The sequence below is a fragment of the Paraburkholderia sp. WC7.3g genome (assembly GCF_050436345.1).
Taxonomy (GTDB): Bacteria; Pseudomonadota; Gammaproteobacteria; order Burkholderiales; family Burkholderiaceae; genus Paraburkholderia; species Paraburkholderia podalyriae.
Window position 1 is genome coordinate 1,042,781 of sequence record NZ_JBNDMA010000004.1, and the last position, 15,038, is coordinate 1,057,818.

The window sequence follows — 15,038 nt, forward strand, 5'->3', positions numbered from 1 at the left end:
AACAACTTGCATATGCAGGGCTCCGAGCTAGACTGGTTGCATTCGCGTCAACTAACGCCCGGGGGTTGATATGCGCTTGACCATTTTGATCAACGGGTCCGATCCGACGGTGAACCGCGATTACGCCGTGCTGTGGCTCGATACCGAGCAGCACCGGTGGTCCAGGGAATCGCATCAAGGGATCGACTTTCCACCGTGGGGCGAACTGCGTGACGTCGACGGCGTCACAATGATCTGCGCTCCTGGCGCCGATGCGCCGCTGTGCACGCTGCGCGGCCTGCATGTCGATCGGAAGCAACACGTGACTGCCGCGGAGGGCTCGGCAGCCTGGTCGAGCGCGCCCACGCGTTCACCGACGCACGGCTACTGGCTGCAGGCCGTCGATCGTCAGCCTGTGCACGCCGAGCACGGCGTCTTCGACAGTTGACACACGCAGAAAAGGCGCATTGACTCATCAGAATTGCGACTCGCGCGGACCAGCAGCGATGGGACGAGCCGGCTTGATGTGTTGATCGAGCCGAGCGTGCGAGCCAGTGAGACTGCGTGAATAGCGGGAGAGGCTTTATAGCCGCTACAGGAGGGGAAAGGCTGCGGCCTTTCCCTTTTTCCTTTTTCATAACTCAGCCGGCATCATTGCCCCGGTTCATGGGACGGAACTGAAGGAGATACGCGCTGTAGTAGCGCAGCAGCGAGCAGAGCAACGGCAGTGACCGGCTTTTGTAGAAAGGAATCGTATGGTGGCGGCCTATTGTCATCGGGCGACCTGAGCGACGAAGCCAGAATAATAGGGACGGTCCTGAGCATCGGATCGTTGCGAAAGTTGATACAAAGGGCGAGGCCGTCTAAGCCCGGCAATGTTCCAGTCGGTAATGAGCAGATCGTGGCGAGCCTGCCGCGCGAGCGTGAGCGCCGTTACGCCGTCGGGCACCCGAACAACGTCCCAGCCATTCATCCGCAGGATCGCGGACATGCGGCGGCGCTGAGCTGGTCGTCTTCCGCAAGGAGGACCACCGGACGCCGTGTGTTTTCCTCCACGGCGGGACGAAGGAGCAAAATTTAGGCCTGGAATCGCGGCGCGTTGACTGTTCGCACTGATGGTCTGAAAAAGCTTCTGGGCGAATTGATATCGGGTTTCGTCGGAGCTATAAAAATCGTTCGGAAGGGGCCATTGCAGTGATATTCAATTGCGAGCCACCTGATCGCCCATCGCCCAGATGCGCGTCGACAGGAGTCAGTGATAAAGGAACGAATCAATCGTTACGCGCATTAACTGGTTGCCAGATCGATAACTCACCATGAAATAAAAAATTAAATTCATCGATAGCGAATTCAATGATTAATTCCAATTGCGTTATGCGTTCGCGGGTTCTCGCCTTCATCCTGTGCTCGACGACATCCTTCTTCAAGCGCAGGGCATCTGCACAGCTTCCGTCTCGCGGACTGCCAGCGCTGGACCATTGGGGTTTAATTGATTGCGTGGCATCGACTTATCATCTGATGTAATCAGATCTATCAATGGAGAAGCATCCATGGATTATATTGATCTCGGATCAGTCCTCATTCCATATTAAGATAGACGGCCCGGCGTTAGGAGCAGATTACTGAATTCGCAATACCGGAATAAAAGACTGGAAGAGCTACCAAATACCGGCGTGGTTTGGCGCAACAGCGGTAATTTTTGCTTCCCGGCAACGTTAATTCAGAAAATGTGAGAGACAAGCATGCTGAGCCCCCATGAATTCGCCACCCTGATGCTGGTCAAGGACGCGCCCGACCAGATCGACCTGAACCGCACCGAGCTTGACACCCTGCTGGAACGCCAGCTGGTCGCACTCGAACAGCTGGCGTCCGGACGCCAGCGTCCCCATCTCACCCGCGACGGCGATTCGGTGCTTCAGGCCGTTGCCCGAAAACGCTGAGCGCCATCCGCCGGCGTCCTGTCATCCGGGGTCGCGCTGCCGGCACCGAGACGCATTGCGCCGACGGATGACGCGGGGCGCCTGCCGCCGCCCACCTGGATTGACCACCGGCAAACCGCCGGTAATGTGCGTGCCGCAGATGGCGCGCATCCCGGCCCACTCACGCGATTCCGCTGCACCACGTGGCCCGCCCTCAAGGGTGCGGCACCCGGCCGGATCGCCTTTTCAGGAGCTTCATCATGCTGACCCAGGAACAGGTCACTGCGACCCAGAAGGCCAGTCTCGACATCCTCTTTGGTTTGACCCGCACCCTGGTCGAGGGCACCGGGAAGCTGGCCGAACTGAATGTGCAGACGATCCGGTCGATGCTGGCCGAGTCCCAGGAGCATGCCCAGAAGTCGCTGTCCGCCCAGGGGCCGCAGGACTGGCTCACGCTGCAGACCAGCCTCGCTGCGCCGTTGGCAGACAAGGCGCAGACCTACAGCCGCCAGCTGTCCGGGATCGTGTCGGCCACCCAGGCCGAATTCGCGCAGGTTGCACAGGCGCAGTACGAAGCGTACAGCCAGCGGGTGCAGACGCTGGTCGAGGATGTTGCGAAGAGCGCACCTGCGGGTTCCGAAGCCGCCGTCGCAGCATGGAAATCGGCGATCAGCTCGACCAGTACGCTGGTCGAAACCCTGCAGAAAACCGGCCAGCAGGCGGTGCAGGTCGCCGAAAGCAATTTGGCTACTGCCACCGCCACTGCCTCGAAGAATGCCCGGCGCGCCATCGAGCAGGCGTCGCAGACTGCGAAGCGATAACCACTGCCCCCGGCGCCGGAAAGATGATGCAAGGCCGTGTCATAGGAAGGAATCCTCCCTATCTGGATTACCTGTTCGCGAATGAACGGCAACCGTTGCACGGGCACCGGGGGCATGAAGATTCAGTGGAGCAAAGCGGACCACGAGCCGCGTGGCGCGTCATCGACGGCACCCGGATGAGCGACGGAGCCGGTCATCGCGGTGTTGAGGATTCAGGTATTGAAGGGGGTGACGATGGACGAAGGATGGGTGGGCATGGTGATGGGTTCGGCGGCGCTGGTGATCGCAGCCATCTTCGTGGTCGGCCACTATCGCCGCGAACATCGCCGGGCGCAACTGCTGCGGCGACTGGACCCGCCCGGCTGGCCCTGGCACCGTAATTGACGCGACGCGCGTGGCGGTGACAGGCTGCGGGCGGGTACAGGAGAGAAACTGCCACCGCTTCGGCGCAACATATGGCTTCTGCTGACGTCCCGAATGCTGGCGAGCGCACAACCGGCGGCGTCGCGCTTTGGCGGGCCGCGTGACGCGACGCAAGAAACTCCGGTGGAGGCAGTGTGTCGGACACATAGGCGGACAAGCGTGGTACGTCACGCTGTGGAACGTCACTCATCGTGATGCTCTGCCGTTGCATCCGCTCTACCCGGAGCAAGCGATGAAACTGAATGTTGCGCAGAAGCTCATTCGATCACACCTCGTCGAGGGTGATTTCCAGCACGTCCAGCCCGGTGACGAGATTGGCATCTCAATCGACCAGACGCTAACCCAGGACGCCACCGGTACACTGGTGATGCTCGAGCTGGAGGCGATGGGTCTCGATCGCGCGAAAACCGAAATCAGCGTGCAATACGTCGATCACAATCTGATCCAGGAAGACTACAAAAATCCCGACGATCACCTATTTCTACGCAGCGCATGCCTGCGCTTCGGACTGTGGTATTCGCGCCCCGGAAACGGCGTTAGCCACCCGTGTCACCAGGAGAACTTTGGCAAACCGGGCAAAACGCTGTTGGGTTCGGACAGCCATACGCCGGCCGCCGGCGCGCTGGGTATGCTGGCGATCGGTGCCGGCGGGCTCGAAGTGGCGCTCGCGATTGCAGGCGAGCCCTTTTTTACCCGCATGCCGCAGGTCTGGGGCGTCAAGCTTACCGGGGCATTGCCGGAGTGGGTTAGCGCCAAGGACGTGGTGCTTGAAATGCTGCGTCGCCATAGCGTCTCCGGCGCTGTCGGACGCATCATCGAATATTACGGACCGGGACTCGACGCACTGAGCGCGATGGATCGCCATGTGATTGCGAATATGGGCGCGGAGCTCGGCGCGACCTCCACCGTGTTTCCTTCCGATCAGGAGGTACGGCGTTTCCTGCGCGTCTGGCAGCGGGAGACCGATTGGGTCGAGCTGGTCGCCGATGCAGGCGCAAGCTACGACCTCCACGACGAGGTCGATCTGGCCACACTCGAGCCGCTGATCGCCATGCCGTCCAGTCCCGATAATGTGAGACCCGTGCGGGAAGTTGCAGGCGAGGCAATTTACCAGGCCTATATCGGCTCGTCCGCAAATCCCGGGTACCGCGACTTCGCGATGGCCGCGACCATGGTGCGCGATCGGCTGGTACACGACCGGGTCTCGTTCGACGTGAACCCGACCTCGCGCGCGCAGCTGGAAATGCTCGCACGCGACGGACATATCGGCAGCTTGCTGCACGCGGGTGCGCGCTTGCATCAGGCAGGCTGCAACGGCTGCATCGGCATGGGCCAGGCGCCTGCTACGCATGCGCTCTCGTTGCGGACCGTTCCGCGCAATTTCCCGGGACGCTCGGGCACGCCGGAAGACAGGGTTTGCCTGGTCAGTCCGGAAACGGCGACCGCTTCGGCGCTCACCGGCGCCATTACCGATCCTCGCGCGCTCGGCATTCCCTACCCACACGTAGCCGATTCCGACATGCCGATCGTGCACCGCGACATGTTCGTCGCGCCGCCGAGCGCTGCGACCGCCTCGACCGTGGCACTCGAGAAAGGCCCGAATATCGCGTCGTTGCCGCCGTTCGCGCCGCTGCCGGATGCCATCGAGGGAGAGGTTATCCTCAAGGTCGCAGATAACCTGTCGACAGACGAGATCCTGCCTGCCGGCGCGCGCGTACTGCCATATCGCAGCAACATTCCCCGGATCGCCGAATTCTGTTTTCAGCCCGTTGATCCCACCTATGTGGAGCGGGCCAAGGCGGTTGCCGGACATATCGTGGCCGGAGGATGGAACTACGGGCAAGGCTCGAGTCGCGAGCACGCGGCCCTTGCCCCCCGGTTTCTCGGACTGCGCATCGTGCTGGCCAAAAGCTTCGCGCGCATCCATGCGCAGAACCTGATCAATTTCGGCGTGCTGCCGCTGGTGTTCGTCAATCCGTCCGACTACGAAGAGATCGAACCGGGTGAGATCTTACGGTTGGACGATGTCCGAAGCCGGTTGACCAGGTTCAGCGAACTGACGGTCGAATTAGCGAAAGCGAACCGCGTGCTCGCCGTGCGCCACTTCATGTCGCCACGCCAGATCGAGCAGGTACTGGTCGGTGGACTAATCAACTGGATGAAAGAGGCGTTGGCGCGGCGTGCACAAGCGTTACACGATCCCCGGGACACCCAGCAGGTCCGATCATGAAACGGACGATTCAGGAGGCCCACCCGTATCCGGAGGTTGGCGTACCGCTGTTTTGGCCTTTCGGTCTGGCCCTCGGGATTGAAGAAGCCGCGCTTCAGACCGCGACGAAGTCGCTTCAATTCTTTGGCGAAGTCGAAAAGACCCAGGTGGTCCGTGAGCCACCCCAATGGACGACCGATAACCGCATCGCACTTGATCTCTACACGATGGCCCTGCGCGACTTCTCGCGCGCGAAGAGCGGCGCGCCGGTCCTGGTTTTGTGTCCCTACGCGGGTCATGCGTCGACGATTGCGGATTTTCAGGCAGGCCAGAGCCTGATCGAGACATTGCTGGACAACGGATGCTCCCGGGTGTTTGCGACTGACTGGCGCAGTGCAACTCCCGAGATGCGCTTCTACAACGTTGGTAACTACCTCGCCGACATCGATCTGTGTGTCAGCGAACTCGGCGACAGCGTGTGTCTCGTGGGCCTCTGTCAGGGCGGATGGTGCGCGGCGATGTATGCCGCGCGCTTTCCGAAGAAGGTGGCACGACTGGTGATCGCCGGGGCGCCGATCGATACCGACGCTGGCGACGGCGCAATCAAATGGGCGGCGCACACGCTGCCGATGCGCTTCTATGAGGATCTCGTTCGACTTGGCGACGGTTTGATGAAGGGTACGTTCATGCTCGAGGGTTTCAAGAATCTGCATCCCATCACGCAGTATTTCGACAAGTTCGTCGACCTCTACGAGCATCTCGACGATCCCAGCTATGTCACACGTTTCGAATGCTTTGAACGCTGGTACGAATATACGATCGACCTCCCGGGCACCTGGTATCTTCAGGTAATCGAGCAGTTGTTCAAGCAAAACCGTCTCGCCAGGGGAGATTTCGTGGCACTGGGCAAGAAACTCGAACTCAGGAACGTCCGCTGTCCCGCTTATCTGCTCGCTGGCGAGAACGATTACATTACGCCCAAAGAGCAGGTTTTCGCTGCGCAATCATTGCTGGGCACCGAGCCTGATGGGATCCTCACGGCCATTGCCAAAGCCGGGCATATTGGGCTTTTTATGGGGCAGAAGGCCCTGCGAGAAAACTGGGTTCCCATCGCACACTGGATGTCCGAAGACCATTGAACCTGAACGTTGCGGATTGATCGCCATCACCCGCCAAGGGCGACGGGTGATGGCACGAACCTGCGTTCTTGCGAACGGTGCTTGCTTGCACGTAGACGGCGGGTGCGCCGTGGCAACTCAATAGACGACCTTGAACGTCGGGCTTCTTGCCTTTATCGCGCACGTTGAGGGCGAAAAGGTGGCCGGAAAGGTGCAATCGCGTGCGGAATACTATCCGGCGACCACAAGATATGGAGATTTCGAGCGTCACGCCAAGGCGCCCGCTTATGTGAAAGATGGAGTCCTGCTGGCAGATTAAAGCCAACCCATTCGGTGCCAGCGAGAGTTCTTCAGCCCAGCAACACTTAAGAAACAGCAGAAACAACGGAAATCGCAAAGGAGATTGCATCTGCACTTCTCTGGGCCGCCGACTTGATCAACGAATGGCCGCTATGGAGAAATCTGAGTGTCCCTTGAGGGTGGCGAGTGCGGACGCTTAGCGCCGCCGTCCTCGGGTTAGACTTTGCGAGACGCCGCACTCGACACCGGGGTGCCCACCGCCGACTCAAAATTTCTCTTGTTGATCAATGCATTAAACCATTTTTGGCGAAAATTTCACGAATACCGGCCGACCCTCTATCTGGCGCGCGAGCAGAACGATGTACCTCGATGTAGCGATACATCGGAACGAGAACTAGCAAAAGTCTTATCGCACGAGGCTTTCGAACTCGTGAGACAAAAACTACGCATCGTTATGGTAGCGGCCCACAAGGACGGGTGTGTATCTTCAACGTTTTTTGGCAGGAGGCGCCCCAATCGATGGTCCGCAAAACTCGGGCACGGTCTAAAATCCGCCCCTTATTCAAAAAACATATTGCGACCCGGCTAGAAAACGAACTGAAGCACCTTGAAATGGTTCTGCCGCATGCCGGTAAAGGGCCGTTCCCGCACTCCTACTGGCAGGTGGATAGCGTCAAGCAGGAAGTCCGGTTTACCGACAAACATCTTGGCCGGCGTGCCGAGGTGATTGTCGCTGCGTCAGGGGGTCATGGTTGTCGCTCCGGTTCGGGTTGTCAGTGGGTAATTGACGGCGGCGCTCTTTCTGTTTGTCGCTGGCTGTGCGGCGCCGATAGCTTTCGACATTCAGCTCGAAGATCGTCGAGTGATGGACGAGCCGGTCGATGGCGGCCACCGTCATGCCGGGGTCCGGGAAGACGTCATGCCAGCCGGAGAATGGCTGGTTGGCGGTTATCAGAAGACTTTTCCGCTCGTATCTTTCGGCGATCAGCTCGAACAGCACGCTGGTTTCGGCCTGGTCCTTCCTCACATACGACAGATCGTCCAGGATGATCAGGTCGAACCGGTCGAGTTTGGCGAGCGCCGAAGGCAGTTGCAAACTTTGACGTGCGACCTGGAGCTTCTGCACGATTTCGCCGGTCCGGGTGAACAACACGCGATAGCCGGCATCGATCAGGGCATGTCCGATTGCGCTGCCAAGATGACTTTTCCCGCCTCCAGGCGGCCCGAACAGGAGAATCGTGGCGCCTTTCTCAAGCCACGAATCGCCGGTGGCCAGCGCCATCACATGCGCCTTTGAGACCATAGGCACAACACCGAAGTCGAAGGTGGCGAGCGTCTTGGTCGGATCCAGATGTGACTCGGCACGATGACGTTCGATTCTTCGTTTGGCGCGCTCGGCAAGTTCATGTTCGAGCAATGCACCTAGTAACCGCGACGCCTGCCAGCTTTCCTTGTCCGAGCGTTCAGCGAAGTCCGGCCACAACCGGCCGATCGTTGGCAGGCGCAGTTCGTTGAGCATAAGTGCGATACGGCCAGTATCGTAGGCGGCGTTCATGCGAGCACCTCCTCATCGAGCAACGTGTCGTAAAGCGCGGCGGACGGCATCTCGACGACAACCACCGGACACTCGGCCTGGCGCGGCGCGAACTCATCGAACAACACCTTCAGATCGGGCAGTTCACCGAGTTCGAGCAATGCATCGAGCCGCTCGGCCAGTTGCGCCTCAACGCCGTGGTGCCCGGCGAGTTCAAGCAGGCCCACCATGGTCTTGCAGGCGCTACGCGGCGTCAGTGCCTGATCCAGCCGTTCCCAGGTGCGACGATAGGCTTCACGCGGAAACAGATCGTCACGGAACGCGAGACCCCTGAAGGCCTGCGGCTTGCGTTTTGAGCGAATCGATGAAGTGCCGGTAGTCGATGCCGCGACCGCGCCGCTTGCTGGTGTGCGTGGCCCTCGTCGTGCTGTGCACGAGCGCGCCGGACAGATAGCAATCGAGCCGGTCACTGTAAAGGCGCACCTTCAGTCGATGGCCGATCAGCCGCGACGGCGCGCTGTACAGGACGCAACGTACGGTGAAGGTTCCGCAACGGGTCACGCGCGCCTCTTCCTCAACGAAGTCGGTGGTACGGTGCTCAGGCAGATCCAGCAGGTGTTCGCGCTCGATCTGGAACGCTGCAGCATTGCGCCGGTTGCGGCGCATTACCACCCCGCGCACGAAGTCGTCGTACGCGGCGCGGTCTGCGAAGTCGCGGTGACCGCGCAACTCCAGAGCCTGATCGACCTGATCCTTCAGATAGCGATGCGAGGATTCGACGCTGCCATTCTCGTTTTTATGGGCTCGAGTCCATAATCACGATTGTACTAAACCGCTGACGCGGTAGTGGGGGGAGAGCAAGAGTCCGTGCCTCGCGTTCGCCTCGTGCGGTTGCCTGATGCCGAACCACAGCGAACTGGCGGGAAGGCCACCAGGAGCAGGATGGAGATGCCCGATCGGGTATTCCGTCCACTGTTCCAGGAGGCTCGCCATGACGCCGCTGCGCCAACGCATGCTGCACGACATGCAAATCCGCAACCTTGCGCTCAACACGCAGAAGACCTATCTACTGCAGGTTTCCAGTTTCGCCCGACACTTCCAGCGTTCACCGGAGGCACTCGGCCCCGAAGAGATTCGCGCCTGGATCATCCACCTCACCAACGAACGCGAGCTTGCGCCAGCGAGTGTGCAACTGGCCGTCGGCGCGTTGCGCTTCCTGTATCGAACCTCGCTCAGACGCGACTGGAGCGACGAGGACTTTCCCTTGCCCAGGCGGCCCGTGAAGCTTCCGATCATCCTCAGCTTCGATGAAGTCACGCGTTTCTTCGAGTCGATTCCCAGCCTGAAGCAGCGTGCCATCCTGATGACTGCATACGCCGCTGGCCTGCGTGTGTCGGAGGTCATCCACCTGAAGGTCACTGATATCGACAGTAAGCGGATGATGATCCGTGTGAACCAGGGCAAAGGCCGTAAGGACCGCTATGTAATGCTCTCGCCGCGACTGCTTGAGATCTTGCGACTGTACTGGCAGAACGCACACCCGAGGGACTGGCTCTTTCCAGGCAGCATTCCAGGGCGGCCCATCACCCGCCATGCCGTGGGCGAGGCATGCCAGCTTGCGCGTGAACGCAGCGGCATCACGAAACCCGTTACCCCGCATTCGCTGCGTCACGCCTTCGCCACTCACCTGCTTGAAACGGGTGCCGACGTGCGAAGGATCCAGCTTCTGATGGGACATCGCAGTCTGGCTACGACGGCCCGCTACCTGAAGCTGGCGACCAGTACTGTGTGCGCCACCACCAGCCCCTTCGATCTGCTGCCGCATCCTGCACCCATTCCGTCCCAGCCGCCTGCGCCCGAATACTTCTGACGCCGGCGATGCGACCGGTGCTCGAAGTGGCGGACATCTTCCGCCGCTGCGGCCCACAGTACCGGCACACCCATGCCGACGGGCTCAGTCGTGCCCAGCGGCGCGTGATGAGTGCGATTGAGCTGTGTCGCACCGCCGCGCTCGGTGGTCATGTCGAGCAGTGCGATTCGTGCGGCCATCAGCGCATCGCCTACGACTCGTGCCGCAATCGCCATTGCCCGAAGTGTCAGTCGCTCGCCCGCGCTCAATGGCTCGAGCGCCGGCATGCCGAACTGCTGCCCGAGGTGGAATATTTCCATGTCGTCTTCACGCTGCCAGAGCCCATCGCCGCACTCGCGTACCAGAACAAGAAGACGCTCTACGATCTGCTGTTTCGCACCAGCGCCGAGACGCTGCGCACGATCGCCGCCGATCCGAAACACCTGGGCGCGGAGATTGGCTTCATCTCGGTCCTGCACACGTGGGGGCAGAACCTGCTGCACCATCCGCACGTGCATTGCGTCGTACCCGGCGGCGGCATCGCCCCGGACGGCGAGCGCTGGATCGCCTGCCGGCCCGGCTTCTTCCTGCCCGTGCGCGTGCTCTCGCGCCTGTTTCGCCGCCTGTTCCTCGACCAGCTGCGCCGTGCGTTCGACGCCGGCGTGCTGCGCTTCCACAGCCAGCTCGAGCCGCTGCGTGACCCGCGAGCGTTCGCCGCCTGGCTCGCACCCGCCGCTCACGCGGAGTGGGTCGTCTATGCGAAACCACCCTTTGGCGGTGCTGAACACGTACTCGATTACCTGGGCCGCTACACCCATCGCGTCGCCATCTCGAACAACCGGCTGCTGTGCTTCGATGGCGATTCGGTCACCTTCCGGTGGAAAGACTACCGGCACGAAACCAGGCACAGGACCATGACGCTCACGGCCGACGAGTTCACGCGCCGCTTCCTGCTGCACGTGCTGCCCGACGGCTTCAAGCGTATCCGCAGCTACGGGTGGCTCGCCAACTGTCATCGGGCAGAGCGACTTGCCACCTGCCGGCGGCTGCTCGGCGTCGAGCCGCCCGCCACTGCGTCACCCGTCATGGGCGAAGACTACCGCGACCGTTACCTGCGGCTCACCGGCAAATCCCTTCAAGATTGCCCCGTGTGCGGCAAGGGCCACATGGTTCGCATCGAAGGCGGTGCGCCTGGCATCCTGCCGCGGGCTCCCCCTGAGCCGACCCATGTGGACTGACCCGCATCCGCATTGCCCTCCACCACGTTGGCCGTTCCCGATGGGACCAACGCGAGCGGACTCGTGCGTCCGATTCCCAGGCACAACAGAATGCCGCGAAACTCCGCATTCCTTGCCCATTGACGCCCGCATTTCCGCTGTCTTCGCGCGACGGGCCCGGCCAACCATTCGATTGCCGCGCGCCACCCGTGCGCCGGGCATCACAAATCACCGCGACGATCATTCAATGCCCATAAACGCCGGCGCCTGCGGAGCGGTTTAGCACAAACATTTTTTTGATTACCGATCGCGGACTGGCCCCGACTCGGCTGTTCACCCGTCAGTAGCCGCGATCGCCAACCAAAAAAATCTCTGCTGTATGGTGTGGTAAAAAAAATGTCGCGGTGTCTCTCGATGACCCTGTATTGCCTCCCAGGTCGACGCGTCCATGACGACATAATTTCAGGCTGATACTGATATTCCACTGATCAACATTGGGGGAACATCATGTTTGAGACTCTCTTTACGCGTCCGCATGCTCTTGCTGCCCACACTCTCGCGCCCTGCGTGGAATCCAGGAAGCGCTTCCTCATACATTGTCAGGAACTGGGTTATCCGCCTAAGTCGATCCGCAAGATCGCGTGGATCCTGCTGGTTTTTTCACAGAGCATTGATCTGTCCCGCCCGCGGTTAATAACGCACGAGGAAATCGCGTTTGCGGTTGACCATCGGATTCGACTTCTCCGAAGTGAGCGCACGAACGAGTCCCGCAGCTCGCGGCTTCTGTTCATCCATACCGCCACGGCCTGGCTGCGCTTTCTGGGGCTTCTGGAGGAATGGCGTCCCATGGAAGAACCATTTGTTCGCTATGTCGAACACTACGTCGATTTCATGCGTGACCAGCGGGGACTTTCCCCTGCTACGGTTTCAAACTGTCGCGATCAGATCGGTCATTTTTTGGCAACGGTCTGTCGCCCTGACAAGGAACTCGCTGCTCTCACTATCCACGATGTCGACGCTTATCTTGCGTACGAAAGCAACCATGGTTGGGCCAGAGCTTCGTTACACGCGCTTGCGAGCACGCTCCGTAATTTCTTCCGGTACGTAGAAGGACAAGGGTGGGCTACCAACGTTGCGTCGGGCATTGAAGCACCAGTGGTGTATAGAGAGGAGGGTTTGCCGCTCGGGCCGGATTGGGAAGATGTGCAAAGATTCGTCTCCAGCTTTGTCGGCGACAGCACGATCGATCTACGCAACCGTGCGATGATCATGCTGCTGGTTGTCTACGGACTGCGGCGCGGCGAGGTAGTGCGGCTCCGCCTGGAGGATATAGACTGGTGCGGCGAGATCCTTCATGTCAATCGTCCCAAGCAACGTTGCACACAGCAATACCCGCTGGTGGCGACAGTTGGAAACGCCATTCTGCACTACCTGAAGGAAGCGCGTCCACGAAGCGCCCATCGCGAGCTGTTCTTGTCTGTCGAGGCACCGATCCGACCGCTATCACCCGGACGCGTAAGTAGCATTGTCCGCTCGCGTCTCGCGACGCTTGGTATCGATATCCCGCGACGTGGCGCACATTGCCTGAGGCACGCAAACGCCCGGCATTTACTCGACGCTGGTTTTGCCCTGAAGGAGATCGGCGATCATCTCGGCCATCGCAGCGCTTCGTCGACGAGAACCTATGCGAAGGTTGACCTGATCGGACTGAGGTGTGTGGCGGAAATCGATCTGGGGAGTCTGCTATGAAGCTCTCCGAACTTGTCGCCCAATATGTGAGCCACAAACGGGCGTTGGGCATGCGCTTCGAGTCCGAGGCGGCCACGCTTGCCTCATTCTGCCGCCGGGTTGATGGCAACATTGATGTGGAGTCGGTCACAGTCGAACAGGTACAGGACTTCCTGACTGGCAACAGGCCGCTGACTAACCATTGGGGTAAGAGAAGGTCAGTGCTTGACTGCCTGTTTCGTTTTGCCCTCTCGCGTGGACATGTCACGGCTTCGCCGCTTCCTCGCTACAGTCCGAAATTGCCGCCACCGCTGACACCGTATATTTATTCGCAGCAGGAATTAAAGCGCCTGCTCGACGTGGCGTCGGCGGCATGCAGTCCGTACGGTCTGCTGGATGCATACGTTTTGCGTGCACTCATTCTGATTCTGTACGGCGCTTGCCTCCGCCATGGCGAAGCCTTGCGGCTAACCATGCAGGACGTCAATCTCGACGAAGCCGTCCTGCACGTGCGCGAGAGCAAATTCTACAGATCGAGGCTGGTTCCGCTAGGCGCAGATCTGAATAGTGCAATGCAAGCTTATGCCCGGCAACGCGCCCAGAGATTTGGGCAGGCACCGGCTGCGCCGTTCTTCTGCTTACGCGATGGTCGCCCCCTGAGCCAGAAAGCTGTGTGCAGGGCCTTTCAGCGACAGCGCACCCTGGCAAATATCCAACGCGAAGGCGGTGCGTCCTGCCAGCCGAGGCTGCATGATTTGCGGCACTCAGGCGCAGTGCACCGGCTAATCGCCTGGTATCGCTGCGGCGCGGATTTGCAACTGTTGTTGCCGCAGCTCGCCACCTATCTCGGCCACATTGATCTCGCGGGCACCCAACGCTACCTCACCCTGACGCCCGAGTTGCTGAATGAAGCTAGCACGCGCTTTGAAACTTACGTCCTTGAGGTGCAACATGAATAACTCATCCCTGCTGGGTCCGTGGATCCGACGTTTCCTGATCGAGTATCTGGTGGGCGAACGTAACCTTGCCATCAATACGCAAAGAAGTTACCGCGACATGCTCGTGCTGTTGCTTCCGTATCTGGCCGCCAAGGTCGACAAGCGTATCGACCGCCTGACCGTTGATGATCTCTCCGCGCAAATGGTGCGCCTGTTCCTGACGCACATGGAAGAACAGCGCCACTGTACGGTCAGCACACGAAATCAGCGGCTCGGCGGCATTCACGCGCTGGCCCGCTTCGTCGGCGAACATGCACCGGAATACGTCGACTGGTGGGCGCAGATTCATCTGATCCCCGTCAAGAGAACCAGTCGGCCGGAGATCAGCTATCTTAGCAAGCAGGAAATGGACGCTCTGCTTGCTGCCTCCGACGTGAATACGGCGCAAGGGCAACGCGAACATGCGTTACTGCTGTTCATGTTTAACTCCGGAGCGCGTGCAAGCGAAGCTGCGCATTGGCGACGTTGACTGGCACACGCGCTCGGTCAGCATTGTCGGCAAGGGGAATAAACATCGCCGGTGCCCGCTCTGGAAATCCACGCTCGATGCGTTGCGCTCACAGTCCGGGGGAAGGGACGCCGCCGCGCCGGTGTTCCTCAACCGGTTCCACCAGACGATGACCCGCTCCGGCATTCATGCACTCGTCAAGCGCTGTGCTATCCGTGCCGCCGCCAGCGCGCCGTCACTTGCCGGCAAGAATGTGCACCCACATGTGATCCGCCATACTACCGCCTCGCAACTACTCCAGGCTGGTGTCGACATCAACACGATACGCGGCTGGCTTGGGCACGTTTCGTTGGAGACGACCAATATCTATGCCGAAATCAATCTGGAAACGAAGGCGCGGGCGCTGGCGACATGCGAAGTGGAAGGCGTTGCCGGAGGACAAAAGCAATGGCGCGACCAGCCCGACCTGATGACCTTCCTCCGCACCCTGTAGCC

General features: G+C 60.3%; 14 protein-coding genes and 1 pseudogene. 12 read left to right on the forward strand and 3 right to left on the reverse strand.

What is annotated here, in order from left to right:
* Positions 1-70 precede the first annotated feature (70 nt).
* Positions 71-427 (forward strand): DUF3564 domain-containing protein, encoded by a 357-nt coding sequence (locus OKW43_RS38240; protein WP_429453767.1) that lies wholly within the window; start codon positions 71-73, stop codon positions 425-427.
* A 324-nt stretch (positions 428-751) separates the two neighbouring features.
* Here OKW43_RS38240 and OKW43_RS38245 read toward each other — a convergent pair whose 3' ends face one another.
* The gene (locus OKW43_RS38245) at positions 752-970 is read right to left on the reverse strand and encodes a hypothetical protein (RefSeq protein WP_429453769.1); all 219 of its coding nucleotides are present in this window, start codon (positions 968-970) and stop codon (positions 752-754) included.
* 751 nt (positions 971-1,721) lie between these two features.
* On the opposite strand from OKW43_RS38245, the gene OKW43_RS38250 reads away from it, so the two are divergent.
* From OKW43_RS38250 to OKW43_RS38270, 5 genes are all read left to right on the forward strand, one after another.
* Entirely contained in the window at positions 1,722-1,919 is a 198-nt protein-coding gene (locus OKW43_RS38250) for a hypothetical protein (RefSeq protein ID WP_429453771.1), read from the forward strand.
* Positions 1,920-2,158: 239 nt separating this feature from the next.
* Positions 2,159-2,719, forward strand: coding sequence for a TIGR01841 family phasin (phaP, locus tag OKW43_RS38255; protein ID WP_429453773.1), 561 nt, complete (start codon positions 2,159-2,161; stop codon positions 2,717-2,719).
* Positions 2,720-2,953: 234 nt separating this feature from the next.
* The gene (locus tag OKW43_RS38260; RefSeq protein ID WP_429453775.1) at positions 2,954-3,103 is read left to right on the forward strand and encodes a hypothetical protein; all 150 of its coding nucleotides are present in this window, start codon (positions 2,954-2,956) and stop codon (positions 3,101-3,103) included.
* Positions 3,104-3,374: 271 nt separating this feature from the next.
* Positions 3,375-5,372, forward strand: coding sequence for an aconitate hydratase (locus OKW43_RS38265; RefSeq protein WP_429453777.1), 1,998 nt, complete (start codon positions 3,375-3,377; stop codon positions 5,370-5,372).
* Entirely contained in the window at positions 5,369-6,490 is a 1,122-nt protein-coding gene (locus tag OKW43_RS38270) for an alpha/beta fold hydrolase (protein ID WP_429453779.1), read from the forward strand. The genes OKW43_RS38265 and OKW43_RS38270 overlap by 4 nt, the downstream gene beginning before the upstream one ends.
* A 970-nt stretch (positions 6,491-7,460) precedes the next feature.
* Here OKW43_RS38270 and istB read toward each other — a convergent pair.
* Both istB and OKW43_RS38280 read right to left on the reverse strand, forming a co-directional pair.
* Positions 7,461-8,324 (reverse strand): IS21-like element helper ATPase IstB, encoded by an 864-nt coding sequence (gene istB, locus OKW43_RS38275; RefSeq protein ID WP_429453781.1) that lies wholly within the window; start codon positions 8,322-8,324, stop codon positions 7,461-7,463.
* Positions 8,321-9,098 (reverse strand): annotated as a pseudogene (locus tag OKW43_RS38280) (Mu transposase domain-containing protein); the annotation flags it as partial. The pseudogene OKW43_RS38280 and the gene istB, both read right to left, overlap by 4 nt.
* Positions 9,099-9,294: 196 nt before the next feature.
* On the opposite strand from OKW43_RS38280, the gene OKW43_RS38285 reads away from it, so the two are divergent.
* The 6 genes from OKW43_RS38285 (at position 9,295) to OKW43_RS38310 (ending at position 15,036) form a co-directional block, all read left to right on the forward strand.
* Positions 9,295-10,173, forward strand: a complete 879-nt coding sequence (locus OKW43_RS38285) for a tyrosine-type recombinase/integrase (protein ID WP_429445567.1) — start codon at positions 9,295-9,297, stop codon at positions 10,171-10,173.
* Between the two features lie 8 nt (positions 10,174-10,181).
* Positions 10,182-11,390 carry an IS91 family transposase gene (locus OKW43_RS38290; RefSeq protein WP_429453783.1) on the forward strand — a complete coding sequence of 403 codons (1,209 nt, stop codon included), beginning with the start codon at positions 10,182-10,184 and terminating at the stop codon, positions 11,388-11,390.
* Between the two features lie 486 nt (positions 11,391-11,876).
* On the forward strand, positions 11,877-13,118 hold the full coding sequence (locus OKW43_RS38295; RefSeq protein ID WP_222945930.1) for a tyrosine-type recombinase/integrase: 1,242 nt from the start codon (positions 11,877-11,879) through the stop codon (positions 13,116-13,118).
* Positions 13,115-14,056 carry a tyrosine-type recombinase/integrase gene (locus OKW43_RS38300; protein WP_187639652.1) on the forward strand — a complete coding sequence of 314 codons (942 nt, stop codon included), beginning with the start codon at positions 13,115-13,117 and terminating at the stop codon, positions 14,054-14,056. The genes OKW43_RS38295 and OKW43_RS38300 overlap by 4 nt, the downstream gene beginning before the upstream one ends.
* 49 nt (positions 14,057-14,105) lie before the next feature.
* A complete protein-coding gene (locus OKW43_RS38305) occupies positions 14,106-14,564 on the forward strand; it encodes a tyrosine-type recombinase/integrase (RefSeq protein WP_429453786.1) in 459 nt (152 codons plus the stop codon).
* Entirely contained in the window at positions 14,533-15,036 is a 504-nt protein-coding gene (locus tag OKW43_RS38310; RefSeq protein WP_429453788.1) for a tyrosine-type recombinase/integrase, read from the forward strand. The genes OKW43_RS38305 and OKW43_RS38310 overlap by 32 nt, the downstream gene beginning before the upstream one ends.
* The last annotated feature ends 2 nt before the right edge of the window (positions 15,037-15,038 follow it).

What these genes read in the sequence shown, in the direction of transcription:
- OKW43_RS38270 (WP_429453779.1), top strand. Translation starts at nt 5,369, where the DNA reads ATGAAACGGACGATTCAGGAGGCCCACCCGTATCCGGAGGTTGGCGTA.
- OKW43_RS38240 (WP_429453767.1), top strand. Translation starts at nt 71, where the DNA reads ATGCGCTTGACCATTTTGATCAACGGGTCCGATCCGACGGTGAACCGC.
- OKW43_RS38290 (WP_429453783.1), top strand. Translation starts at nt 10,182, where the DNA reads ATGCGACCGGTGCTCGAAGTGGCGGACATCTTCCGCCGCTGCGGCCCA.
- OKW43_RS38245 (WP_429453769.1), bottom strand. Translation starts at nt 970, where the DNA reads ATGTCCGCGATCCTGCGGATGAATGGCTGGGACGTTGTTCGGGTGCCC.
- istB (WP_429453781.1), bottom strand. Translation starts at nt 8,324, where the DNA reads ATGAACGCCGCCTACGATACTGGCCGTATCGCACTTATGCTCAACGAA.
- OKW43_RS38250 (WP_429453771.1), top strand. Translation starts at nt 1,722, where the DNA reads ATGCTGAGCCCCCATGAATTCGCCACCCTGATGCTGGTCAAGGACGCG.
- OKW43_RS38265 (WP_429453777.1), top strand. Translation starts at nt 3,375, where the DNA reads ATGAAACTGAATGTTGCGCAGAAGCTCATTCGATCACACCTCGTCGAG.
- phaP (WP_429453773.1), top strand. Translation starts at nt 2,159, where the DNA reads ATGCTGACCCAGGAACAGGTCACTGCGACCCAGAAGGCCAGTCTCGAC.
- OKW43_RS38300 (WP_187639652.1), top strand. Translation starts at nt 13,115, where the DNA reads ATGAAGCTCTCCGAACTTGTCGCCCAATATGTGAGCCACAAACGGGCG.
- OKW43_RS38260 (WP_429453775.1), top strand. Translation starts at nt 2,954, where the DNA reads ATGGACGAAGGATGGGTGGGCATGGTGATGGGTTCGGCGGCGCTGGTG.
- OKW43_RS38295 (WP_222945930.1), top strand. Translation starts at nt 11,877, where the DNA reads ATGTTTGAGACTCTCTTTACGCGTCCGCATGCTCTTGCTGCCCACACT.
- OKW43_RS38285 (WP_429445567.1), top strand. Translation starts at nt 9,295, where the DNA reads ATGACGCCGCTGCGCCAACGCATGCTGCACGACATGCAAATCCGCAAC.